General features: G+C 73.2%; 18 protein-coding genes. 11 read left to right on the top strand and 7 right to left on the bottom strand.

Annotation, left to right across the window (positions count from 1 at the left end; all coding sequences use genetic code 11):
• Positions 1-64: 64 nt before the first annotated feature.
• The 4 genes from cs1 to ACGFS9_RS22390 form a co-directional block, all read right to left on the bottom strand.
• The gene (gene cs1, locus ACGFS9_RS22405) at positions 65-1,045 is read right to left on the bottom strand and encodes a clavaminate synthase Cs1 (RefSeq protein ID WP_393255524.1); all 981 of its coding nucleotides are present in this window, start codon (positions 1,043-1,045) and stop codon (positions 65-67) included.
• Between the two features lie 86 nt (positions 1,046-1,131).
• On the bottom strand, positions 1,132-2,073 hold the full coding sequence (gene speB, locus ACGFS9_RS22400) for an agmatinase (RefSeq protein ID WP_393255522.1): 942 nt from the start codon (positions 2,071-2,073) through the stop codon (positions 1,132-1,134).
• Between the two features lie 158 nt (positions 2,074-2,231).
• Positions 2,232-3,764 carry an asparagine synthase-related protein gene (locus ACGFS9_RS22395; RefSeq protein WP_393255520.1) on the bottom strand — a complete coding sequence of 511 codons (1,533 nt, stop codon included), beginning with the start codon at positions 3,762-3,764 and terminating at the stop codon, positions 2,232-2,234.
• A gap of 2 nt (positions 3,765-3,766) precedes the next feature.
• Complete coding sequence (locus ACGFS9_RS22390; protein ID WP_393255519.1) at positions 3,767-5,488, bottom strand: thiamine pyrophosphate-binding protein; 1,722 nt, start codon at positions 5,486-5,488, stop codon at positions 3,767-3,769.
• Positions 5,489-5,964: 476 nt separating this feature from the next.
• Between ACGFS9_RS22390 and ACGFS9_RS22385 the strand changes: the two genes are divergently transcribed.
• The 4 genes from ACGFS9_RS22385 (at position 5,965) to ACGFS9_RS22370 (ending at position 11,658) form a co-directional block, all read left to right on the top strand.
• Entirely contained in the window at positions 5,965-7,614 is a 1,650-nt protein-coding gene (locus tag ACGFS9_RS22385) for a penicillin-binding transpeptidase domain-containing protein (RefSeq protein WP_393255517.1), read from the top strand.
• 332 nt (positions 7,615-7,946) lie between these two features.
• Complete coding sequence (locus ACGFS9_RS22380; protein ID WP_393255515.1) at positions 7,947-8,756, top strand: BTAD domain-containing putative transcriptional regulator; 810 nt, start codon at positions 7,947-7,949, stop codon at positions 8,754-8,756.
• Between the two features lie 220 nt (positions 8,757-8,976).
• Positions 8,977-9,975: an MBL fold metallo-hydrolase gene (locus tag ACGFS9_RS22375; protein WP_393255514.1), complete on the top strand. Its 999-nt coding sequence runs from the start codon at positions 8,977-8,979 to the stop codon at positions 9,973-9,975.
• A gap of 120 nt (positions 9,976-10,095) precedes the next feature.
• Positions 10,096-11,658 (top strand): APC family permease, encoded by a 1,563-nt coding sequence (locus ACGFS9_RS22370; RefSeq protein ID WP_393255513.1) that lies wholly within the window; start codon positions 10,096-10,098, stop codon positions 11,656-11,658.
• A gap of 375 nt (positions 11,659-12,033) precedes the next feature.
• On the opposite strand, the gene ACGFS9_RS22365 is transcribed toward ACGFS9_RS22370, so the two are convergent.
• From ACGFS9_RS22365 to ACGFS9_RS22355, 3 genes are all read right to left on the bottom strand, one after another.
• A complete protein-coding gene (locus ACGFS9_RS22365; protein WP_393255511.1) occupies positions 12,034-14,520 on the bottom strand; it encodes a WD40 repeat domain-containing protein in 2,487 nt (828 codons plus the stop codon).
• Positions 14,517-17,387 (bottom strand): AAA family ATPase, encoded by a 2,871-nt coding sequence (locus ACGFS9_RS22360; protein ID WP_393255510.1) that lies wholly within the window; start codon positions 17,385-17,387, stop codon positions 14,517-14,519. The genes ACGFS9_RS22365 and ACGFS9_RS22360 overlap by 4 nt, the downstream gene beginning before the upstream one ends.
• A gap of 94 nt (positions 17,388-17,481) precedes the next feature.
• On the bottom strand, positions 17,482-18,057 hold the full coding sequence (locus ACGFS9_RS22355) for a hypothetical protein (RefSeq protein ID WP_393255509.1): 576 nt from the start codon (positions 18,055-18,057) through the stop codon (positions 17,482-17,484).
• A 360-nt stretch (positions 18,058-18,417) separates the two neighbouring features.
• On the opposite strand from ACGFS9_RS22355, the gene ACGFS9_RS22350 reads away from it, so the two are divergent.
• From ACGFS9_RS22350 to ACGFS9_RS22320, 7 genes are all read left to right on the top strand, one after another.
• Positions 18,418-18,735, top strand: a complete 318-nt coding sequence (locus ACGFS9_RS22350; RefSeq protein WP_393255507.1) for a hypothetical protein — start codon at positions 18,418-18,420, stop codon at positions 18,733-18,735.
• On the top strand, positions 18,732-20,159 hold the full coding sequence (locus ACGFS9_RS22345) for a hypothetical protein (protein ID WP_393255506.1): 1,428 nt from the start codon (positions 18,732-18,734) through the stop codon (positions 20,157-20,159). The genes ACGFS9_RS22350 and ACGFS9_RS22345 overlap by 4 nt, the downstream gene beginning before the upstream one ends.
• Positions 20,160-20,233: 74 nt before the next feature.
• Positions 20,234-21,463, top strand: coding sequence for a hypothetical protein (locus ACGFS9_RS22340; protein ID WP_393255504.1), 1,230 nt, complete (start codon positions 20,234-20,236; stop codon positions 21,461-21,463).
• 5 nt (positions 21,464-21,468) lie between these two features.
• Positions 21,469-22,071 (top strand): hypothetical protein, encoded by a 603-nt coding sequence (locus ACGFS9_RS22335; RefSeq protein WP_393255502.1) that lies wholly within the window; start codon positions 21,469-21,471, stop codon positions 22,069-22,071.
• Between the two features lie 7 nt (positions 22,072-22,078).
• Positions 22,079-22,669, top strand: coding sequence for a hypothetical protein (locus ACGFS9_RS22330; RefSeq protein WP_393255501.1), 591 nt, complete (start codon positions 22,079-22,081; stop codon positions 22,667-22,669).
• Between the two features lie 577 nt (positions 22,670-23,246).
• Positions 23,247-23,864 carry a DUF433 domain-containing protein gene (locus ACGFS9_RS22325; RefSeq protein ID WP_079191127.1) on the top strand — a complete coding sequence of 206 codons (618 nt, stop codon included), beginning with the start codon at positions 23,247-23,249 and terminating at the stop codon, positions 23,862-23,864.
• Positions 23,864-24,304: a DUF5615 family PIN-like protein gene (locus ACGFS9_RS22320; protein ID WP_047177965.1), complete on the top strand. Its 441-nt coding sequence runs from the start codon at positions 23,864-23,866 to the stop codon at positions 24,302-24,304. The genes ACGFS9_RS22325 and ACGFS9_RS22320 overlap by 1 nt, the downstream gene beginning before the upstream one ends.
• Positions 24,305-24,424: the final 120 nt, after the last annotated feature.

Genomic DNA, 24,424 nt, shown 5'->3' with positions numbered 1-24,424 from the left:
CGGCCCGATCAGGACCCGACCCGGCCGCGACCGGAACCGGACCGGCCGCCCCCGCGGCCAGCGGTCAGCGGCGCGGCGAGAACTCCACCACGTCGCCGGCCCGTTCGCCGCCCGACAGCTGCCCGTTGCGCTCGGTCCTGATGTACACCCGGTGCAGCCAGCGGTCCTTGCCGTCCCAGCGCGGGCTGAACGGCGTACGGGCGTGCGTGGTCCGGAAGTTGTCGATGATCAGCAGATCACCGGGGGTCAGCTTCACGGACTCCGTCACGTCGTCCAGCGCCTTCGACAGGGCGGCCACGGCCTCCTTGTCGGCGGGCTCCTCGGGGGCGAGCAGCTCCCGGTCGTAGCCGAGGAAGGGGTCCGCGGCGTCGCCGTACAGCGGCTTGACCTCGGCGATCGCGCCCGGGTCCTCGACCCCGCCGCGGAAGGCGACGTCGACGCAGCACGGCAGCTTGCGGTCGAACAGCCGCGCCCTGGTCTCCTCGTCCAGCAGGCCGAGGGCCTTGCGCACCGAGCCGACCAGCGTCTCCGCGCGCCGCTCGTGGTCCGCCCGGGAGCAGGCGAGCATCACGTAGTTCGGCTGGAGGACGTGGTACGCCATCTCCGTGTGGAACTCCAGCAGCGTCTCGGAGGTCTCCGAGCTGAGGTAGTGCGCGCCCGGCGAGGGATACACGTCGTGGTAGACCGTGCCGGACCGCAGCTCGGCGTACCCGGTGTGCAGGCCGAGCCGGCGGCCGGTCACGGCGAGCATGGCCTCCATGAGCAGCCGGCCGCGGCCGGCCGGTGCGGGCGTGGAGTCGGGGGTCGGCGGCAGTTCGCCCTCCGCCTCCAGCGGCAGTCCGCGCAGCAGCAGATAGCCGTCCTCGGTGCCCTCGGCGTGGAACCGGTCGAGGGCGGAGCCGATGTCCCGCGGCAGCCGCTCGGACAGGGCCTTCGCCTGCTCCAGGAAGCCGTACAGGTCGGCGCGCGGCACCTCGGGGAGTTCGGCCGCGAGGGCCCGCAGGTGCTCCTGGTGGGCGGTGCAGTCGATGATCGGAGAAGCCATGGGTGCGATGTCTCCTTTGCGTCGGGATGCGACGGCGCGCGGGCGGCCCGCGGGCCGTCGGCCGCGGACGGCTGCGCGGCCGCGGGCTACGCCGGGGCGCGGTGGGCGCGGGCGTACTGGTAGAGCAGTTCGGCACCGATCTCGGTGGCCAGGACGGAGGTGATCCCGGCGTGGTCGTACAGGGGCGAGACCTCCATGACGTCGAAGCCGACCGGTTTGAGGTCGCCGACGCAGCGCAGCAGGGCGAGGACCTCGCGCGAGCTGAGGCCGCCGGGCGCGGGGGTGCCGGTCCCGGGGGCGAAGGCGGGGTCGACGACGTCGATGTCGACCGACACGTACACGGGCCGCCCGCCGACCCGCTCCCGCACCAGGTCCGCGGTGCCCGCGACACCGAGGTCGCCGAACTCGTCGGCGGTCACGACGCGCACGCCGTTGCCGCGGGCGTAGTCCAGCGAGTCGGGCTTGGGGTTGTGCCCGCGGATGCCGATCTGCACCATCGCGGCCGGATCGATGAGCTTCTCCTCGATGCCGTGCCGGAAGGGCGTGCCGTGGTGGTACTGCCCGCCGTAGAAGGCGGGGTTGGTGTCGGAGTGCGCGTCCAGGTGGAGGACGGCGACGGGACCGTGCTGCTCGGCGACGGCGCGCAGGGCGGCCACGGTGAGCGAGTGGTCGCCGCCCAGCATCATGAACGCGGCGTTGGCCTTGAGCAGTTCGGCCAGGTGCCGCTGCGCGGTCTCCACGGCGATGTTCATGTTGAACGGCGTCAGGTCGATGTCGCCGCCGTCGACGCAGTTGATGAGGTCGAAGGTGCCGGGGCCGCGGTCGATGCCGACACCGTGGATGAGCCCCGACTCGTTGCGGATGGCGCGGGGCCCGAAGCGGGCGCCGGGCCGGTAGCTGGTGCCGCCGTCGTAGGGGGCGCCGATCACGACGACGTCGTAGCCGCGCGGGTCCTGGTCGTGCGGCAGCCGCATGAAGGTGGGGATCTGCGCGTAGCGGGGCGAGACGTGCGAGTCGATGCGTTCCACGGCTCAGATCCCCTCCGGGAGGTCGACGGTGGGTCCGGTCCCGGCCGGGACCGAACGGCGGATGCGGGAGCGGGTGCGGTGGCCGCGGCCCGCCCGGTCGCGGGGCCCGCCGCCTCCCCCGCCGTCCGGGCGGGGGAGGCGGCGGGCCGTCGGCGTGTTCACGCGGCACCCCGTTCCAGGCGCTCGGCCACCGAGCCGACGACCTCGGCGGTGCTCACCTCGGCGGGGTCCTCGCCGGCCACCACGGTGCGGTCGAACAGCAGCCGCACCACGTGCTGCTTGGCGGCGTCGACGGACCGCTCCGGGACCCCCGCCTCCAGCAGCAGCCGGGAGAAGGAGGAGGTGGTGCCCGAGCCCTCGTGGACGCCCAGCTTCGGACGGCTGACGGTCCGCTCGGGCAGCAGGTCGGCCATGGCCGCGCGCAGCACCCACTTGTCGCGGCCGTGGCGGCGCTTGAGCCCCGCCTCCAGCGAGACGAGCAGGTCCAACACGTCGCGGTCCCAGTAGGGGTGGGTGGACCAGTGGCCGCACACCGCGGACAGCACCGGCGACATCTCGTTCAGCCCGTCGTAGGTGGCCATGTCGTGGGCGACCGCGGTGTCCAGGTCGGGCAGCCGGTCCTCGCGGTGCATGCCCGCGAGCGGGATGTCCGCGCCGTATCCGGTGAGCACCCGGCGCGGTGGCCCGTCGAGCGCGCGGTAGAGCGCGACGAGGGGCAGCAGGTACTCGATGATGCTCGGGTCCTCCGACTCCGACGCCCAGACGGCGTAGGGGAGTTGGCTCAGCAGGTCGGTCGTCGGGACGGTGATCTCCCGGTGCCGGCTGCCGAGGTGGTCGGCGACCGTGCGGGCCTGGGCGAACTCGTCGGAGACGTCGGTGCCCATGGACAGCGAGTCGATCCCCCCGGCTGCGCGGTGGGCCAGCGCGGCCACCGCGGAGGAGTCGATGCCGCCGGACAGCACCACCAGCGGGGTGGCACCGGGGGTGACGCGGGCGCTCACCGCCCGGTCGAGCGCCGCGTGCACGGCGTCGACGGCCTCGTCCTCGTCCATGACGCGGCGGGCGAGCGGCGGCGACCAGGTCCGCAGCGCGGTGGCCGTGCCGGAGCCGAGATCGATGTCCATGACGGTGCCCGCGGGCACCTGGTAGACGCCCGGGAGCCCGCGCACCCGGCGCGCGTCCGCGAAGGGGAAGCCGCGCGGACCGCCGTGCCCGGTCAGGGTCTTGGCCTCGGTGGAGGCCGTCACCTCGCCGGGCCCCGCGCACACGTACAGCGGGACGGAACCGGCGTGGTCGGTGGCCAGCAGCACCCGTCCGCCGGTGCCGACCAGCGCCGCGAAGCGGCCGTTGACCAGCCGGAAGGCGTGCGGCCCGTAGCGCCCGAACAGGTCGAGCAGCAGCTGGGCGTCGCCCGCCGCGCCGGCGCCGGAACCGAGGACGGAGCAGAGGTCGCCGCGGTTGTAGATCTCCCCCGCGAACACGACGGCGGTGTCGGCGTCGTGCGCGAGGGCGTGGTCGGGCGGGGACTGCGGGGCGTGCACCAGCGTCGTGCCGAGGGTCTGCGAGCGCAGCCCCAGATCGACGCCGGTGCGGGTGCCCCGGGTGGCGAAGGCGGCTCGGGGGGCCCGGCCCCCGCTCGGACGAGCGGAGGCCAGGAACCCGAAGGCCGCGGGAAGGTCCTGGGAGGCCATGATCAGATGCTCAGCGCCCCGAAGCCACCGGGCTGGAAGTCGTACTCGATCGGGACCTCGATCAGGAACGGGCGGCCCAGCTCGGCGCCCTTGCGCAGCGCCGCGAGCAGTTCCTGGCGGTCGGTGGCCTTGGTCGCCTCGACGCCGTTCGCCTCGGCGAGGGCGACGAAGTCGACGCCGGTGAACTTGACCGCCGGGTCGTGGCTGCGGTGGTGTCCGAGGTTCTGGTACAGCTCGATCAGCCCGTTGGTGTCGTTGTTGACGACCACGGTGACGACGGGCAGGTTGAGCCGCGCGATGGTCTCCAGGTCCGCGCTGTTGGAGTGGAAGCCGCCGTCGCCCGCGATGAGGAAGGTGGGCTGGCCGGGACGGGCGAGCTGGGCGCCCATGGCGGCGGGGATGCCGTAGCCGAAGCTGGAGCAGCCGGCCGAGGTGAGGAAGCCGAAGGGCTGGTCGGCGCGGGCGAACAGCACGCCGTAGTGCCGGAAGAAGCCGATGTCCGAGACGATCGTGCCCTCGCCGGACTCGGCGACCTCCTCCATGACGGTGTTCATGGAGTCGATGACCTGGTGGACGCGCATGCCGTCCTCGTAGGCCGTCGGGTCCGCGAGGAACTCCGCGACCCGGGCGCGCAGCGGGGCGATGTCGTGCCGGTCCTTGGCGGGGAGGCCGGCGGTGGCGGCGTCGAGGCGCTCGACGAAGGCGAGGACGTCCGTGACGACGTCGACCGTGGGCCGGTAGACCCGCGGGATCGGGTTGGCGGTGGGCGAGACGCGGACGGTCTTCTTCTCGGCGCCCTTCTGCCACATCGAGGGCCGCAGGTCCTCCGCGTAGTCGTAGCCGACGGTGAGGATGAGGTCGGCGGGACCGAACAGCGTCTCCAGCGCGGGGAAGTCCAGGATGCCGTCCATGTAGCCGGTGACGGCCCCGTAGTTCAGCTCGTGCCCGTGCGGCAGGACGCCCTTGGCGATGTACGTCGTGATGACCGGCACGTTGAGGCGCTCGGCCAGCGCGCGGATGGCGGGCACCGCGCCCGAGCGGATCGCGGCGGCGCCGACGACCAGCACCGGGTGCCGGGCGGCGGAGAACAGCTCGGCCGCCTCGTCGGCCGCCTGCTCCCAGCCGTCCTGGACGGCGCCTATCGGCTTGCCCGGGGTCCTCGCGGGCGGCTGCTCCGCCTCCGCGTCGATGCCCTCGCTGGAGCCGAGCAGGTCGACCGGGAGGGAGATGAAGCTGGGGCCGACCGGTTCGGTCATGGCGGCGGTCACGGCGGAGTCGACGAGGTCGGTGATCTCGTGCGGACGCTCCAGCTCCACCGCGTACTTGGACATCGGCGCGATGATCGACACGGAGTCCAGGCACTGGTGGGTGTCGTTGGGGAAGATGTCGTGCGACTCCGACTGGGCGGCCAGCGCGATGACCGGGGACCGGTCCAGGACCGAGGTGGCGATGCCGGTGGAGAGGTTGGTCATGCCGGGGCCGAGGGTGGCCCAGCAGGCCTGCGGGCGGCCGGTGATGCGGGCGAGGACGTCGGCGGCGACGCCGGCGGTGAACTCGTGCCGGGTGAGGACGAAGTCGATCCCCTCGACCTCGTCGAAGAGGATCGACGCGGCCTCGCGGCCGACCACGCCGAACACCTTCTCCACGCCGTGGTCCCGCAGCCGCGCGAGGAGCGCGTGCGCTGCGGTCGGCTTGCTGCTGGGGCCGGTCGAAACACGGGACATGGATGGTCTCCAGACTCGGTCAGCGGTGAACACGTCGCCGCAACCCTGACCAGGGGTCCTCTTCGCCGCCTCTCCCGTGCGTATCCCGTGCGTATCCGCGCGCCCGCCGGGGAGCGCCCGGAGAGATTCCGGAGACCGGCCGGAACAACGGGTTCCGATTCGACTCTCTTCAAATCGGACACGGCTCGTCCGATTTCCGCGGCGCCGGAACCCGCCGTCCGCCGTCTTCCGGCCACTGTTCCCTTCGCGGCGGATCGAACGGGCCGTCTTTTCTTCTGAGGTCTAGACCACTAATGAGCGAAGATCGCTCGTTCCCGGCCAGACCGCCCGGCATATTCGGCCGAACCCTTGCCATGACCAAGCGGAAGCGATGGATACCCGCCATCGCACGTCCATGATTTCTTTCTCCTTTACCTTGTCTTGAACCATGCGTCCGGGGAGAGACCGAAGAGAGAAGGGCGATTAATCTGCGCCACATGATGCGTTCGGATGGCTACGTCGACCACTCGCGGTACGGCAGGCGCAGGTCCCGCCGCCGCCCGGTCGTGGCAACGTTCGTGGCACTTGCCGCCACGGCCGGAATCGGCTACTGGGCCTATGAAGCCCTGGTCGCGGACGACGACGGAGACGATCCCCAGGTCGCCGCCGCCACCGGGCAGCTCGACAAGTTCCTGTCCGCGTGGGCGGCGGGCGACGCCGGGCGGGCCGCCCGGCTGACGGACACCCCGCGGAACGCGGAATCGTTGATCACGTCCGTCATGACGAACCTGGAGCCGTCCCGGACCCGGATCAGCTCGGGCACCGGAAAGCGGGAAACGGAAGGGGAGGTCGAGATTCCGTTCACCGTGAGGATGACCCTTTCGGGGGCCGGCGACTACCAATGGCACTCGAAGGCCCAGGTCGTCCGGAAGGACGGCTCCTGGACCGTGGAATTCCACACACCGCTCATTCACCCGGACATGGTTCCGGGCCAGACCCTCGCCCTGAAGTCCCGCGAACGCGCCGAGATCCTCGACCGCAACGGCAAGGAACTGCAGTCCGCCTCCCTCGTCGGGGCCGTCGACCCGAAGACCGGAAAGGGCGTCTCGGGGCTCCAGGCCCGCTACGACAAGCAGCTCACCGGAGGCGGAGGCGCGGCCCGCTCCGTCGTCGTCGTGGAACGCGAGAGCGGCCGGATCGTCAAACGGCTCACCGGCACCGGCGACACCGCGGGCAAGGCGGTCCGCACGACCATCGACCCCGAGGTGCAGGAGGCGGCCGCCGCGGCCCTGGACGGCGTCAAGAAGAACGCCGCCCTCGTCGCCATCGACCCCGGCACCGGGGACGTCCTCGCCGCGGCCAACGTGCCCTCCGGCATGAACCGCGCCCTGGAGGGCCGCTACCCGCCCGGCTCCACGTTCAAGGTGGTCACCTCCGCCGCGCTCCTCGAACAGGGCATGAAGCCCTCGGACAAGGCCGACTGCCCCAAGTTCGCCTACGTCGACGGCCAGCGCTTCGAGAACCAGGACCAGTTCACCCTGCCCGCGGGGTCGACCTTCGAGGACGCCTTCGCCCACTCCTGCAACACCTTCTTCGTCGGAGCCCGGGGCAAACTCTCCGACGCGGCGCTGCACGACACCGCCGAGGCCTTCGGGATCGGCGGCTCCTGGGACGCGGGCACGGTCACCTACGACGGCAGCGTCCCGGTGGCCACCAGCGACAACGACAAGGCCGCCGCCACCATCGGCCAGGCACGGACCCAGGCGTCACCGCTCGTCATGGCCTCCATCGCGGCCACCGTCAAGGAAGGGGCCTTCAAGCAGCCCGTCCTCGTGCCGGACGCCGTCAAGAAGCGCCACGAGGCCGCCGCCCGGCTACCGGCGGGCGTGGTCTCCGGCCTGCGCGAGATGATGCGCGCCACCGTCACCGACGGCGCCGGATGGGCCCTCAAGGACCTGCCCGGCCGGCCGCACGCCAAGACGGGCACCGCCGAGTTCGGCAGCGACAGCCCGCCCCGCACCCACGCCTGGATGATCGGCTACCAGGGCGACCGCGAACTCGCCTGGTCCGTCCTCCTGGAGGACGGCGGCTCCGGCGGCTCGGACGCCGGGCCCATCGCGGCCGCGTTCCTGAAGAAACTCGGCTGAACCCGGCACGGCACCGACCCACCCACGGCCGCCGGCGGACCCTCCGCCGGCACGCCACCGAGAGCACCACCCATCCGTGACCGGCACGGCGGGACCGGCGACCCCGGGACCGCCGCGCCGGGACCGCGGCGGCGGGAACCGGCACCCGGCACCCGCTCGGCGGTCGCACGTCACGGAGCACTTGAGACGACGGCACGGGGGACGCACCAGCACGCTGCGCACACCACCGACGGGACCGGCCCCTCCAGGCCCCCGGCGGCTCCCCTCCGTTCCGCCACCACCTCAGCCCCTGTTGGGCGACGGCTTGATTCACACAAACAAGGGGAACCGTCATGAACAGCAGGAACAGCCTGACGATCCAGCTCCTCGGCCCCGTGACCCTGGTGAGAAACGGCATACCGATACCCATCCGGGGTCAGCGGCAGCGACGGTTCCTCGCTTCCTTGGCGCTGAAGCCCGGACAGGTCACCACCAAGGAAGCGATCATCGAGGACTCCTGGGACGGCGAACCGCCGCTGACCGTCTCCGGACAGCTGCAGACCTCCGCCTGGATGATCCGCACCGCCCTGGCCGACGCCGGCCTCACCCGCGACGCGCTCGCCTCGCACACCCTCGGCTACGAACTGCGGGTGCCCGCCGACCACATCGACGTCTTCGTCTTCCGCGACGCCGTCCGGCACGTGCGCGAACTGCACACCCGCGGCCAGTACAAGAGCGCCTCCGAGTCCCTCGACCGCGCGCTCGGCATGTGGCGAGGCACCGCCCTCAGCGACGTCACGTCGAGCCGGCTGCGCATGAAAGGCGACGCCCTGGACCGGGAGCGGACGGCCGCCGCCGAGCTGCGCGCGCTGATCGACGTCGGCCTCGGCCACTACGGCGAGGCGATCTCCCAGCTCTCCGAACTGGTCGACCACGACCCGCTGCGCGAGGACCTCTACGCCGGGCTGATGAAGGCCTACTACGGCGAGGGCCGGCAGGCCGACGCCATCCGCGTCTTCCACCGCGCCAAGGAGATCCTGCGCGAGCAGATCGGCATCAACCCCGGCTCCCGCCTGCGGGAGCTGATGCAGGCGATCCTCCAGCAGGACGAGCAGCTCCTGCGGTCCACCGGCATCCCGCTCTCCGGAGACCGGGTGGGGTGAACCGTGCCCCCGGCGGCCGGCCGTCCCCGGCCGCCCGGCACGCGCCAAAACCCCCGCCGGACCAGGGGGTGTCACCCGGATCACGGGCCCCCGGAACCCGCCGGCCCCACCCGACACCCCCCGCCGCAATGACCGAAAATCCCCCCATTCGCCACCTCCGGCTCGTAGCGTTCCTCGGACTCATGACCCTCGTCTGTCGTCAGAGGAAGCGGGGCACAACATGGCCGGGCGGCGTGCGGTCCTCAAGGGAGTCCTGGCGGTCTCGGGCACGGCGGCGGGCGCCGGCGGCCTGGTCGCCGCGGCGCCGACGGCACGGCGCGGCGCCCCGTACGCGACCTCCGTGCAGATGCGCTGGCTCGGCGTCTCCGGCTGGGAGATCGTCATCGGCGGCGAGCGCAGCATCCTCTTCGACCCGTACCTGAGCCGGATGCCCTACGCCGACCGCAAGGGCGCCCTCGACCCGTCGCTGCCCCTGCGCTGCGACCGCACGGCGGTCGAGACGCTCGCCGCCCACCACCTGCACGGCGCCCCCGACCTGATCCTGGTGAGCCACGGGCACTTCGACCACGTGGCGGACGTACCCCAGCTGCTGGCCCGCCCGGCCTGGGCCAAGCACCGCATCCGCGCCGTCTGCGACGCGACGGTGGGCCATCTGCTGACCGCCATGGGTACACCACGCACCCGGATGGACGACGTGATTCCGGTCAAGGGCGGCGAGTACCTCCAGTTCGACGGCTACACCGTGGAGGTGTTCCGCAGCCTGCACAGCCAGCAGCCCGACCACGGCTACTTCGCCCCCGGCACCCGGACCGCGCCGCCGCGCCGGCCCAGCACCCTGGGCGACCTCGTCGAGGGCGACACCCTGGCCTACCAGGTGACGGTGGACGGCGGCCCGAGCATCCTCCTGACCGGCGCGAGCAACTTCGCCGAGCGCGAGCTGGCCGGCATCCGCCCCGACATCGCGACGATCGCGATGACCTCCCACTCGGCCGTCCACCGCTACGTGGAACGCCTCCTGTCGGCGACCGGCAACCCGCCGCTGCTCATCCCGAACCACCACGACGACATGACCACCCCCCTGTCGAGGACCCCCTCCGCCCTGGCCGCCGGCACCCCCGCGACGGCGGCCGAGCAGCTGACCGCCGCCAGCGCCCCCGCCACCCGCGTCATCGACCCCCGGCACCTGCGCGCCGTGGACGTCACCGCCGCACTCGCCTGACGCGCCGGGAAGCGCGCCGGCCGCCGCACCGATCGCACCGGCGGCCCGGCGGGTCCATGCTGAGGAGAGCGGGCGCCCGGCCGGATTCCGTGGGCGCCCCGAGGCCCCGGAGGGCGTGCCATGACCTCACACTCCGTCCCGCCGCCGGCACCGCCGCCCTCGCCGGGGCCGGCAGCCACGGACAAGGGCCTCAAGCAGGGCGCCCTCGGACTGTTCTCCAGCACGGTGATCGGCCTGGCCTCCACCGCCCCCGCCTACAGCCTGGCCGCCACCCTCGGCGTGATCGTGGGCATCGTGGGCTTCCAGTCGCCGATCGTGATCGTGCTCGCGTTCGTCCCGATGTTCCTCATCGCCTACGGCTACAAGGAGCTGAACCGCGCCGACCCCGACTGCGGCACCACCTTCACCTGGGCGTCCCGCGCCTTCGGCCCCCGGACCGGCTGGCTCGGCGGCTGGGGCATCGTCGCCGCCGACATCATCGTGATGGCCAACCTGGCGCAGATCGCCGGCGCGTACGGCTTCCAGCTCGTCGGCGCCGACGGGCTGGCACGGGACACGTTCTGGGTGACCTTCGTCGGCGTCGTGTGGATCGCCCTGATGACGCTGATCTGCTACGTCGGCATCGAGCTGTCGGCCGCCTTCCAGAAGGCGCTGCTCACCGTCGAGGTCGTGGTGCTCGTCCTGCTCGCGGTCACCGCCCTGGTCAAGGTGTACGGCGGCACGGCCCCCGCCGTCTCCTCCGAGATCTCCTGGTCCTGGTTCAACCCGCTGGAGATCGGCTCGTTCGACGACCTGACCAAGTCCATCCTCGCCGGCGTGTTCATCTACTGGGGCTGGGACACCGCCGTGTCCGTCAACGAGGAGACCGTCGACCGCGACCGCACCCCCGGCCGCGCGGCCGTGCTGTCCACCGTGATCCTGCTGCTCGTCTACCTCGTGGTGACCACGTCCGCGCAGTCCTTCGCCGGGGTGGGCGAGAAGGGCATCGGCCTCGGCAACCCGGAGAACTCCGGGGACGTCCTGTCCAGCCTGGGCTCCGAGGTCTTCGGCTCCGGAGCGTGGGGGACGGTGGCCACCAAGCTGCTGATCCTCATGGTCCTCACCTCGGCGGCGGCCTCCACCCAGACCACCATCCTGCCCACGGCCCGCACGACCCTGTCCATGGCCGCGTTCAAGGCGATCCCGCGGCACTTCGCCCGCATCCACCCCCGCTTCCTCACCCCGACCTGGTCCACCGTCGGCATGGGGCTCGCCTCGATCGCCTTCTACGTGATGCTCACCCAGGTCAGCGAGAACGTCCTCGCCGACTCCATCGGCTCCGTCGGCCTGATGATCGCCTTCTACTACGGCCTCACCGGCTTCGCCTGCGTCTGGTACTACCGCAGGGTCCTCACCCGCAGCCCGCGCGACCTGTGGACCCGGGGCATCATGCCGGGCCTGGGCGGGGTGCTGCTGCTGTACTTCTTCGTCAACGCCTGCATCGTGTACTCGGCGGCGGACTACGGCAGCACGTCCTGGACCCTGCCCTTCCCGCCGCACTGGCACCTCGGCGGCGTCTTCGTCACCGGCGTCGGCGCCCTGCTGCTCGGCGCCGTCCTGATGCTGCTCTACGGCGCGTTCCGTCCGGCCTTCTTCCGCCAGGAGACGATCCCGGTGTCGGCCCACGACGAACGCGGCCACTGACCGCACCCCGGCCGCCACCGCACCCCGGCCCGCCGCCCCGGTCGGAGGCGCGCGCCGCGGGAGACCCGCGGCGCGTCGCACGCCGGGCTTCGGTCCCGGCACGACCCCCGGGGACAACGGCGTCGGCTCCGAGGCAACCGATGGCCGCCCCGACCACCGAGGTAGCGCCGAACATTCCGTACGCGGGCTCCGGACCCTCCTCGGCCCCGGGCGGGGGCGCCGTGCCCGCACCCGCGCCCGCCGGGCACGCGACACCCCCGCGCGACCGCTCCGCACGCCGCCGCCCCCGCCGCCGGTGCGGAGCGGCGGGCGGGGCCTCACGCGTCCACGGTGGCCGCCCCTCCCCCGGACAACCCCGTCCCGGCCCACCACCGTTCAGGGGCCGGGCTCGCTCACGATCTCCGCGGCCAACCCGTCACGACGGACCGAGGCCGCCAACTCGGAGTCGCCGGACACCAGAACGACCGGGCGTCCGGCGTCGGCGGCGGTACGGACGACGGCGAGCAACGCGGCCCGGCGGGCCGCCTGGTCCGCGCCGGCCGTCCGCACGGCCCAGCCCAGCTCCTCCATCCGGACCCGGAACCTGTCCAGGTGGGGCGCGTCGGAGCAGACCATGACCGTCGTCTCGGCTCCCGTGGCGACGAGGTGGGCGCGCAGCGCCGCCAGGTCGGGACGGCGCGGCAGGCGGTTCAGCCACCACTGGTCCGCGACGGCGACCCGCCCGCCGCCCCGCGGGCCGACCGGGTCCGGTGCGCCGGGCCCGTCCGGCGCCGCCGCGTCCACCGAGGGGCTCCCGGCCGTCAGCACCTCCAGCTGCGTCAGCCCCCCGTCGAAGCCCGTCACCAGGAGCCCGAGGGTGTTGGGCAGCAGGCGCAGGGGCGTCCCGGTCATCGCCAGCCGGGTCAACGGCCGCGGGTCCGCGCCGGACGGTTCGTCGGGCCACAGCACGACCGAACCGTCCCGGGTGGTGGCGGCCACCGCCCCCGCCCGCGGCAGGGGCGCGAGGGACCGCACCGGGAAGCGCAGCTCCTGCGCACCGACCGTCCACGGCTGCCCGGTGCTGCGCAGCGGCAGGCAGCGCACCCCGCCCTCGCTGTCGCCCGCGTACAGCCGTTCGCCGTCCGGGGAGAACGCCAGCGCCCGGCCGTGGCCGTCGAGCCGGCCCAGCGGGGTACGGGCACCGGAGTCGAGATCCCAGAGGCAGACCTGCCGGTCGTGGCCCGTCGTGGCCGCGTGGCGCCCGTCCGGGGCGACGGCCGTCGCGCGCACCCGCACGGGGCGGTTCCCGTGGGTCCCCAGCGGCACCGCGGTGCCGGACACCACGTCCCACACCTCCACCTCGCCCGTGGCGGTGGCGGCGACGAACCGCTTCCCGTCCGGCAGCGCGGCGAGTGCCTCGTAGCCCCCCGCCGTCGCGCGGGGCAGCCGGCGCGGCGGCCCGGGTTCGACGACGGACTCCTGCACCCACAGGTCCCGCTCGCTCTGGGCGATCCACACCAGCGGGCCGTCCGCTCCCAGCAGCAGCACGGCGTGCACCGCGGTGGGGGAGATCCGCACCGGGCGCGGCGCGGAGCCGTCGTCCGCCAGATCCCACCGGTGGACACCGCGCCGCCCGCCGGTGACCACCCGGGTGTCCGGATCGACCGCGGCCACGGCCCAGGTGTCGACGCGCGCCCGCTCGCCCGGAGGTTGTTCCCCCTCGTCGAGCCGCGCCCGCAGGACCAGTCCGTCCTTCCCTCCGCTGATCACCACGGCGGGAGCCGGTGCCCCGCCGCCGGGCGGTCCCGGCGGCGCGCAGCAGGCGACCGCGGTGACCGCGCGTTCGTGCCGCTGCAACGGGCGCGGGGGCGCCACCCGGTCCAGCGGCCAGGCGAGCACCTGGCCGTCCACGGCGCCGGCGACGGCGCTGCGCCCGTCCGGGGCGACGGCCAGCGACCACAGGCGCAGATCGTGCCGGCCCACCTCACGGGGAGCGGCGGCGGGATCGTCCAGCGACCAGGCCAGCAGACCGTTGCCCCGGTCGATGCCGACGACCTCCCGGCGACCGGGAGCGACGGCGACGGCGGTGATGCCGTCGCCGCCCGGCGGCAGCCCCAGCTCCACCGCCTCCGCGGGGGCGTCGAGGTCGTGCAGCCAGACCCGGCCCCGGCTGGTCACGACCACCACGCGGCGCCCCAGCACCGCCACGGCGGACAGCGGTGCCGCCGGCGCGGCAGGGCACTCCCCGCCCCGGTCGCCGCCGGGCGGGAGGGCGCCGGCCGCGGTCGACCAGCGCAGCAGCCGTCCGTCGTCCCCCACGGAGACGACGTCGCCGTCGTCCAGCAGCGCGACGTCCCGCGCGGCGCTCAGGTGCCGGCCCAGACGCCGCTGTCCGCCGCCCGGCGTGCCCGGCTCCCAGACGGTCACCACACCGGACGCGTCGCTGGTGACGGCGCGCCGTCCGTCCGCCGAGAGGTCCACCGCGGTGATGGGCGCGGCGACCCGGCCCAGCGACCGGAGTTCGCCGTCGGCGGCGTCCGGGGCCCACAGCCACAGTCCGTCGTCGAGCCCGCCCAGGACCACCCGGGTGCCGTCGGCGGACGCGGCGAGCGCCGTCACCATCCCGGCCCGGGTGCGCAGCCGGGGGCGGGTCCGCGCGGTGGACCACCGGGTGGCCAGACCCACCCGGCCGGTCGCCGCGATCTGCCGCAGGCGCTCCGTCATGAGTGCGGCCAGCGGGGTGTCCGCCCGGCCGGAGGTGCGTTCCCGGTGCAGGAGTTGCTGCGCCAGCCGCTCCGGCCCGGCGGCCCACTCCGCCGCGGGCAGTTCTCCGATCTGCTCGTGCAGGGCACGGTGCAGATCGCTCAGTCGCACGCCTCTCATGCTCCCCCTTCTACCGGGGGCCGGTCGCCGTCGCCGCGCTGCTCGTTGAGCTGCGCCCGGATCAGGTAGCCCCCGTCGCACTCCTCGATGCTCATCACGTACCTCACCGTCGGAACGAGCCCCCGCTCCCGGCGCCCGCCCTCCCAGACCAGCGTGTAGAGGCGGCCGAGGGTGGGGATCGCGACCTTCGGGAACTCGTCGCGCAGGACGTCCAGGTCGCGCTGGGCCGCCGCCCACGTGGGGTAGGGGGCGGCTGCCGGGGACCTGCCGTTGCGGCGGACCCTGCGCAGGACGGGGTGGCCCCAGTTCGGCGCATCGCGCGGGGCCCGGGGGTTGGCGGGCGGACGGGGCTGCACGGGGGGCCTGATCGCCGTCTCGACGGGCTCCGCGAGCAGGGTCCATCCGTCGTCCCGCGGCGCGACCCGGACCCGCGCGTAGTGACCGCGGACGCCGCGCTGTGTCTCCTCGGGCGTCAGCGCGTACCCGGTGATCCAGAGCACGCTCGCGTCGGGATCGTCCTCCGCGTCGGACAGCTGCCGGGACCGGGTGAACGTCGTGGTGATGACCCGCAGTTGAGCGAGGGCCTGGTCCCTCGTGGGGTACCGGTACTGGCCCTCGACCACGGCGCGGACCGACGGATTGCGCACGGAGGCGTAGTGCGTCCTCCTCGGCGCGGGCCGCGGGCCCCCGGCCGGGAGCGCGGGAAGCCGCCGCCCGGCCTGCCCGTCCTCCGGCCGGGCGGGGGGAAGCCCGTCCGGCCACAGGACCAGCGCCGCGGCGTCGAACCCCGGCGCCGCGACGAGCGCGGTCAACTGGCGTTCGAGCCGGGGCAGTCCGAGCGGGAGTTCGGCGTCCTCGGCGGCGCCGGCGAACGACTCCCACCAGGACCAGTCCTCAAGGAGCGACCGCAGCCACCCCGTCACGCGGTCCCGGGCTCCCGGGGCGCCGGCGCCGGCGCCCGGAAGGCGGGCGAGCAGCCGGGTCAGCACGTCCGGCACGAGCGCCACGGCGAGCCGGCGGCCGACCGCGTCCCACCCCGGCCCGCCCTGAAGCGGCGTCAACGCCACCACGAAGCGCTCCAGTTCCGCGGTCGTGCCGACGCCCGGCCGGGGCACCAGACGGGCCGGGTCCACGGCGGGCGACCCGTCCGGCGCCTCGCGCGGCTCGGCCCCCGCGAGGACCGCGTCGCGCATACTGGCGTGGCGCACCCGGATGCGGGCCTCGGGGTGACGCGGGCCGGGGAAGAGCAGGAACTGGCGTGCCGGCCCCGACGCCAGCCGCGCCGGAAGGCCCTCCGGCCAGACCGCGGCCTGTTCCGCCGCGGCCGGGTCGCCGGTCCGGGCCGTCCAGATGGCGGCCAGCTCCCGCTCCGTGACCCCCTGGGGAAACAGCGCCGCGATGGTGAGGACGCGGGCGATGTCCGCCCAGTCCCGCACGCGCCGCTCGTCGCCGCTGCCGTCGACCGCCGTCCGCAGGCGGTCGAACCGGTCCTGGAAGTGCCGCACCGCGCTGGGCACCGCGTCCTCGGCGGGTTCGGGCAGCCGGCCCTCGTCCTCCCACACGTCGAGGCTTCCGGACGCGACGATGAACAGGCCGCCGGAGCCGCGGACCACCTGCTGCGCGATCTCCCCCTCGGCCGGGGCCGGTACGGAGCCCGAGCCCAGACGGTCGAGGGCGTACGCGCGGATCTCCTCGTCCACCTCGGGCCCGGTCAGGTCGACCGTGCGGGACGGCGCGAGCCAGGCGGGCGACTCCGTCGAGGACAGCAGGACCTTCACCCCCCAGCCCGGTTCGGCGGGGTCGGTCCGGCCGCGCTGCACGATCGCGCCGATCAGGGTGCGCAGACCTTCGAGGTCCGCCCGCGGATCGTCGTCCAGTTCGTTGAGCGCGTCCACGACCACGACCAGCTGCCTGCGCCCCGCCGGCTCCCCGGGCCGCCGGTCGAACCAGGACAGCACCTGGTCGAGGCTGGGGTCGCCGCTCCCGACCATGACGCTGATGCCGTAGACGCTGCTGGTGACGTTCTGCGCCGTGACGTTCGAGGTCACCGGCCCCTTGAACAGATCGCTGAGGCCGACGACCGCGCCCTCGCCCTCCAGGGCGCCCCGCAGGGCGGCCACCAGCGCCGACGTGGTGAGCGGACGCAGGTCGGACTCGCTGTCGCGCAGCAGCTCGAACACCACGCCGGTCCGGTCGTCCTCGGCGAGGGTGTCCAGCACCTGGCGCAGCAGCACCGTCTTGCCGGCACCGGAGGGACCCTTGACGAGCAGGATCTCCGGCGCACCGGGGTCCCGGGCCCAGCCGACGATCCGGTCGTGGGCCGCGGTCCGCGGGTGGATGTGGGCCCGCGTGAGGATCCTCGTCCGGGGGTCGAGTTCCTCGGGCAACGCCTCCGAGCCCGGTGCGGCGCCGAGCAGCACCCGCACCCCGGCGGTACGCGGGTCCGAGCGCGGACGGGCCGCCCTGTCGACGGCTCGCGCCACCCTCGCCCGCAGTTCGTCGAGGTCGTCGACGACCAGCAGCCCGGGACCGGGCCGCCGGCCGTCCGCCGGGACCGCTCCGGACGCGGCGAGGTCGAGCAGCCGGCCGGCCCCGGCCTCGTCGGCACCGTCGGCGGTGAGCACGCCGTCCGCGTTCCACCGCGCCCAGCCGGGCCCGTCCGCGTCGGGCCCGCCGTCCCCGCCCCGCACCCGCGCCCGCCAGATCCCGAGCGCCTCGTCGAACGCCGCGGCCAGCGCCCCGGGCTGGGAGGCCGTGACGATCAGCACCGGCGACACCTGGTCGTCCTCGGCCAGCAGCCAGTCGCGTACCGCGCGCCGCACCGCGGTAGGACTCAGGGGCTGCGCCGGGGTCTCACGCGCTGTCATCCGTCGCGTTCCCCTCCGAAGCGAGTCGCCGGTGGCGTCCGCACACCGGCAGGACGTGCCGGCACCGGGCCGACCGGCACCGTGTGACAGCGGTTCAGGCGCCCGTGGACTCGCCGCGCCCCGTCGTATCCACCTCGATGCCGACGACCCTGCCGGTGGGGCCGACGTGCCGTGCCGTCACCGAGGCGTCGAACGCGGCCTGTTCACTCCCCCACGCGCCGCGCATCTCGATGCCCTTGACCGTGCCCTCGACGGCGGTCGCGTCGACGGTCGCGCGCATGCTCGTGGCCTCGCGCGACTCGCCGTGGAAGGTGAGGCGCGTTCCGTAGATCGCCTCCAGCAGGGTGCGCAGTGCGCCGAGGTCGTCCGCCAGACCGGGGGCCTGCGGGCTCAGCCGCCCGGCGTCCAGGGCGTAGGGGCCGAGCCGCCCGTAGAGGGTCTGCAGAGATCCCGCCAGCCGGTCGGCCAGGTCGAGGTCGGGTGTGAGTTCACCGGGGTCGCCGTCCAGACAGGCGGGCAGCGCGACGGGCTCCTCCGCCTCGCCGGAGGCGGCGGCCCCGTCCCGCCGCGCCAGGTGCCGCCCGACGATGCGGTCCAGGTGGCCGAAGAGAAAACCGAAGGCCGCGGGGAGCCCCGCACCCAGAACCGTCAGTTCCAACGCATCGCTCATGTGTCCCCCCAGACAATGGCAGCGTGTCCCGGACCCGTCGGGCCCGGACGGCGTCCACGGCGGCCCACCGCTCCGCCTGATCGACCGTGCACACAATGTGTAGCAGAAATCCACGGGATGAACAGGAGTTCACCCGAATCCGACGAAGCGGCAGAACCACGACACCGCTTCCGCCCGGGGGCGGCGGCCCCCGCCCCCGCCGCCACCCCGGGGCGGGAACCTCAACCTCCCCTGCTTCATGGGGTGTTGACCACTGCCGGTGCGGGCGGGACGACGTCGCCTGCGGCCGGGGCACGTGTGCTTCGCGAGGTCGAAGATAGTGTGGTGCGGCACGGTGTCCATGAGGCGTCCGGGGGACCCATGAGTGATCAGCAGGCGGACATAGGCCGGATCAAAGAGTGCTCCAGGGCACTGAAACGCATACGCGACACCTTCGCCGAGCGGGCCGACCCCGCAGAGGGATACGGCATCGCGGAGATCGGTTCGCAGCAGATCCTGGACGCCTTCGACCAGTTCGCCGGCAACTGGAAGATCCATCGCCGGAAGCTCACCGATGAACTGGAGACGCTGCACGGGATCACCAGGACGGCGGCGGAGTCGTACGAGAAGATCGACCACGAACTCGCCGAGGCGCTGCGAAACTCCGAGCGCGGCCCGCCCAAGGGAGCCCGGAAATGACGGGGCGCCCTGCCGCCCGGCGCTGGGCGGTGCTCGACGAGACGTCCGATCCGGTCCCCGGGGAACCCGAAGCGGTGGCGCGGCTCGGCCGACAACTGCGCAAGACCGCCGAGGCCATCGAGAAGGAGGCCCGCGAGATCAAGGCGCTGGCGTCGGTCGAGAACTGGAAGAGCAAGGCCGCCACCGAGTTCCGCGGCGCGGCCGAGGGAGCCGGCGACAGACTCCGCAAGGCGTTCAAGCGCTACGACGAGGCCGCGAACGCCCTGGGAACACAGGTCCGGGAGGACGTGTGCGGCACCGAGTACGCCTCGGAGCTGCACCGGGCCAAGCAGATGGCCGACCAGGCCCTGCACGACGCCGAGGCGGCCCAGGACGACGGCGCCGCCGCCCAGCGGTCGCTGGACGCCCAGCCGGACGACACCCCGAAGGACGATCCGGACACCACGACGTATCGGCGACGCAAGGAGCAGGCGTCCTCCGCGCTGTCGGCCGCGAAGGACGCGCTCGAAGCCGCCAAGGGGATTCGCGACCGCGCCGCGCGGCGGGCGGCCGACGCCATCCACGACGTCATCGAGGACGACGGGCTCAAGGACGGCTGGAAGGACAAGTTCAAGAACTGGGTCCACGAGAACGCGGGCTGGCTGAAGGAGATCTCCAAGTGGGCCGGGCGGATCGCCCTGTGGGCGGGGGTGGCGGCCCTGGCCCTGGGGTGGATTCCCGTCATCGGGCAGGCCATCGCCGCCGTCGCCAACGCGGTCGCCCTGCTCGCGAGCGTCGTCGCGCTCGCCACCGACCTGGTGCTCGCCCTGGGCGGCGAGGGCAGCTGGAAGTCCGTCTTCCTGGACGCCGTGGGCGTCGCGACCTTCGGCATCGGGCGGGCCGCCGTCTCCGGCGCCAAGGGGGCGGCCGCGGGGGGCAAGGCGCTCGCCCGGAGCAACCTGTTCAAGAACGCCGTCGCCTCCGGCATGAAGACGAACAAGGCCTGGAATCTCGCCAACCGCGGCGCCCAGGGGGCGATCCGGGGGAAGTCAGCTGCCGAGGCGATGGCGACCATGCCGAAGGGGAGGCTCCCCACCTGGAGCAACCTCAAGGAGGGGTTCAGCCCCGCCTCCATGTACCGGGACACCGTCGACGGTGTGAAGTCGATCGGCAACGCCTTCTCCCGGCAGGGCTGGAGCGAGGGGATCCGGGGGATCGCCGCACCCCGCTCGGCCGGCACCCTGGACCCCGACCTCGCCCGAACCGCCGCCGGCCTCCGGGACATCGCGCCGAACGCCGAGCGGATTCCCGCCGTGAGCACTGCGCTGGGCATCTTCACGGGACAGACCAACGTGTGGGCCGGCGCCACGGCCACCGGTGTCGTCGCCGGCGCCGAAGGGGCCTACGGAACGGTGACGTCTCTCGTCGACGGGGCCACCGGGTGATCCACGAGCCCGCGCTCCGACCGGCGGCAGGCCGCGGACCCGCTCTCGAACTCTGCCATGTGTCACGCCTGTTCGTGGACGATGGCGACCTCGTCCTGCGGACGCGCGGGCGCACTCGTCGCCTCCCGGTGGGCGGCGACGGGATCACCCGTGCCGTCTTCGTCGACGTGCCCGGCGCCGACCAGGAGCGCGTGGGCCCGGCGATCCGGGGTTCCTGGGGCGAGCTCCAGTTGCAGGACCGCGACGGAGCGCTCGTCGCCCGGTTCGACCTGGAGGACTGGCTGCCCGAGTCGCCCGCCCTGCCGAAGCGGTCCGTCCAGGGCTCCCGGCTCCTCGGCCGCACGGGCGTCGCCGCGCTGCTCACGACCGCGGGCATCCCGCTGCACGTGACCGCCGGCAGGGACGACCCCCTGGTGGCCAGGCCGTCGGGTCGGCACCTCGGACCGGGACGCGCGTTCCCCCTCTGGTACCTGGTCACCCGGGCCGCCGCGGGTGGAATCTGGTTCACCGCCTTCACGGTGATCGTCTTCTACGGTGCGACGACCGCCTGGCTCGTCCTTCTCCTGGCCGCCGCCGCCCTGGTCGCCCCGGTGGCCCGGTGGGCGCTGCGCGCCTGGACCCGCCTGCGTCTGCGGCGGTGCCGCCCCGTCGTACGGGAGCGGGTGGGCCCCGCTCCCGCCGCCGGGCTGGGAGCGACCGTCCGGTTCTGCCGGGACACCGAACTGCGGGTGCAGGACCGCGATCTCGTCGTACGCGAGCTGGGCGGGAGGGAGTACTGGCTCCCGCTGACAGGCCCCCACGCCGTCCGGACCCTGGTTCTCGTGCGCGACCGGGCGGGCGAGGCGCTCGGCGTCGAACTGCGCGGCGCCGAGGACCAGGTGCGCGCCGTCCTTCCGTGGCGCCTGTGGTTCGGTGGCGAGCGCGGCGCGGACGGATGGGCGAGGCTGCGCCGGTCCACCGGGCTGCCCGTCACCGAGCGCCGCCCGAGCGGGCGGGCCGACTGGCCCAAGAGCCCCGCGCTGGGCACCGGGCTGCTGCCCGGGTCCGGTCGCGTCGCCCGGGGCAGGTCGCGGTTCCCCGGCACCATCGCCGGCCTGTCGTCCACCGCCGTCATGGCGTTCGGTTCGTACTTCTCCATCGCACAGGGCCTGCGCATCGCGGAGCCGCACCCCGCCGCGGGCGCCGCCGCGACGGCCATGGGCGCGCTGGGCCTCGCCCTCCAGGCGGTGCCGTACGGTGCCCACCAACTGCACAGCCGCCTCCGGCTCGACCGCCCGGCCCCGCAACAGACCCCCACGGAGTGAGCCGCATGAGCCAAACCGAGGAGACCGCCCCTCCGGGCGACTACCGCCTGCTGCTGCCGGAGGGCTGGTTCCGCGTCCTCCTCGATCCGCACGAGCGGGACCGGTCGGTCGACGCGCTCGTACGGCGCCGGTTTCACGGCGTCGACGACGCGCCCCATCTCAGGGAGGAACTCGGCAGGGACCTGCGGCGCCGGGCCGCCAAGGCCCACCGCGCCGGCGGCATCGAGCTGTACCTCAGCCTCCAGGAGGTCGGGCCCTTCACGATTCCCGCCTCCCTGCTGGTCACCCTGGCGCCGCTGGAGGACGCCCGGCGGCTGCCGCTCGACACCCTGGCGCAGGTGCTCGCCGAGGGCGGCGAGGAGGCGGCGGTGAGCGTCGAGGAACTGCCGTCGGGCGCCGCCGTCCGCGTCCGCAGACTGGTGGCCCAGGGCGACGAGGAGGGTGCGGAGCGGCCAGCGCGCACCTCCCTGCTGGTGGAGTACCACCTTCCCGTTCCCGGAGCGTCGGCGTTTCTGCTGCTCAGCTTCTCCACCCCCCTGGAGCCGATCGCCGACGCGATGACGGAACTCTTCGACGCGATCGCCGGCTCGCTGACCTGGACGGAGTGACCCGCACATGACCGACGACCTGGCACACCTCGGCCTGGAGTGCTCACCGGACTGGGTACCGCTGCCGGTCCTCGGCGCCGTGGACCTCGACTACTGGTCCGCCTACCAGGCCGAGGAGCTGGCCGACCGCTACGCGCGCGACGGCGAGAAGGCCCATGCCCGCCTGCTGGCACGCGACCTCAAGCGGGTGGCGGCCGACTGCCACACGCGTGACCCCCTCGGCGCCTTCGGCTGGTACGTGAGCGGCCACAACTCCGTGGCGGCCGTCCTCGAACTCGATGCCGTCCACCCGGACGAGACGGTCCCCGAGATCACCCTCGCCTGGCTGACCGAGCACATGTCGGTACGGGAGTTCGGTGAACCGGACGTCCGCGACGTGCGGCTGCCGCTCGGCGACGCCGTCCGCATCCGGCAGAACGTCACCGGCGAGCGGAAGGGACTCCTCGGCGCCCGCCCGGTGATCCGCACACTCTTCTACGGCGTCCGCCCCGAGGGCGTGGACGCAGCCGTCACCCTGCAGTTCTCCTGGACGGAACCCGTCCTCGACGAACCGGCCGAGCAGACGGCCGACACCATCGCACGGACACTGACGCTCTGACCTCACCGAAGGAGTCTGGCAGCCGCCGCCGCGAGCGGCGCGAAACGGGCCGGCGGCCCCGCCGCACAGAGACGTGCCCGCTCCCTCGGTGAGACCGGGTTCGGTGGGGGCCAAGGGAGCGGCTGCCGGCGCGCGACGGAGACCAGAACGGGGACCGGGGGCCGCCGCGCGGCACGCGCTCGCACCCGCTGCCGTATCCGGAAACGCTAAAACCCCAGGTCACATGTGATGTTCCCTGGGGTTTTGATGGAGCCGCCTTCGGGATTCGAACCCGAGACCTACGCATTACGAGGGCCTGCAAGATCGTGACGGTAGATGCCAAGCCGTGGCACTAGGTCCTGTTTTTGCTGGTCAGCGGCGTGAGACCGAGAGGCACGTGCTCGTCCGGTCCGGCTCGTGCCAACCCGTCCGCTCACGCACGGCTCACGCACGCTGGACATTTCACCGGTTCGCCGCTGAAGATCTGGAGCATCCGGGCTCTCGTCGTTCTGTAGCGTTCCCGCTCAGAGAACTGGGATGATGGCACCCCACAGCACGCGACCAGGATGGGAGGCAGCGGATGGCGTACTCGACCCGCATGGCTGCCGCCCTCTCGGGAGCGACAGTCGGACAACTGCGCACGTGGAGACAAGACCGCGGCAACGGGCCGATACTTCAGCCGGGGCTGGCAGCCAGGCCGGCGCTGTACTCCTTCCGGGACGTACTCGCGCTGCGTGCGTTCGCCCACCTTCGCCAGGACGTGTCACTCCAGAAGATTCGCGTAGCCCTGGCCACCCTGAGAAGGATCGGGGAGGTCGAGCACCTGTCCAGTTACTCCCTGGTAGCCGAGGGCGACTCGATCGTCCTTGCAGGTCACGATGACCACGGCACCGATCTGGTCAAACGTCCTGGGCAACGGGTGATCGCCACCATGGCCGACATCCTCGAAGAGTTCGCTCCCCGAGCCGGCGTCGTCGTCCCCCACCTTCTCCAGCCGAAGCAGCACGTCACTGTCGACCCCGAAACTCAGGGCGGGCAGCCCGTGATTACGGGCACAAGGACCCCTTTCGACTCCGTCGCTGAGCTGATCGAGGACGGCATCCCCCCGGAGGAGATCGCCGACTACTACCCCGGCGTCACCGCTGACGCAGCACGTGACGCTGCTTCCTTCGCGCTCTACGTGGACAGCTACAGCACGGGAGCGCGCACTGCCTGATGTGGATCCTCGTCGATGAGAACGTCCCCGTGCAGGTGCTGGAGATGCTCAGACGAATCCTGCCCGGACATGAGGTAAAGCACGTCAGCGAGATCAAATGGGCGGGCAAGAAGGATCTCGCGCTTCTCCCCGATGCCGCGAGAAAAGGCTTCGACACTTTCCTGACCAGGGACGCCCGACAGCTGGAGGATCCGTCGGAGACGGAGGCCATCAAGAAGTCGGGAATGCACCACATCCGCTTCAGCCAGGCGCACAAGGGCATGGCCGGTCTTGGCCTGTCTATGGGCGCGGTGGTAGCAGCCATGCCCTTGATCGTCGGCGAGCTCAACGAAGCAGATACACAGCAGCTGATTCACATCAAGGGCCTGAACCCAGCAAGCAAGCACCGCTTCGAGCTTGTGAACCCGTCCGTCTCGCCACCGCCCTATTGGCCACGCTAGACGAAGGACGCCTTCCCTCACATGCTAGACGCGGCACGAGGCCACGACGACCGCCCGCCCCAGGGCCGGACAAGTACTCCTTCGTCCCTCCACCGCCTGAGGGCGGTGGAGGGACGAAGG

The organism is Streptomyces sp. NPDC048566, from assembly GCF_043199735.1.
GTDB lineage: Bacteria > Actinomycetota > Actinomycetes > Streptomycetales > Streptomycetaceae > Streptomyces.
The sequence above is the reverse complement of the archived record's forward strand: the minus strand, read 5'-3'. Positions and strand labels throughout refer to the sequence as shown.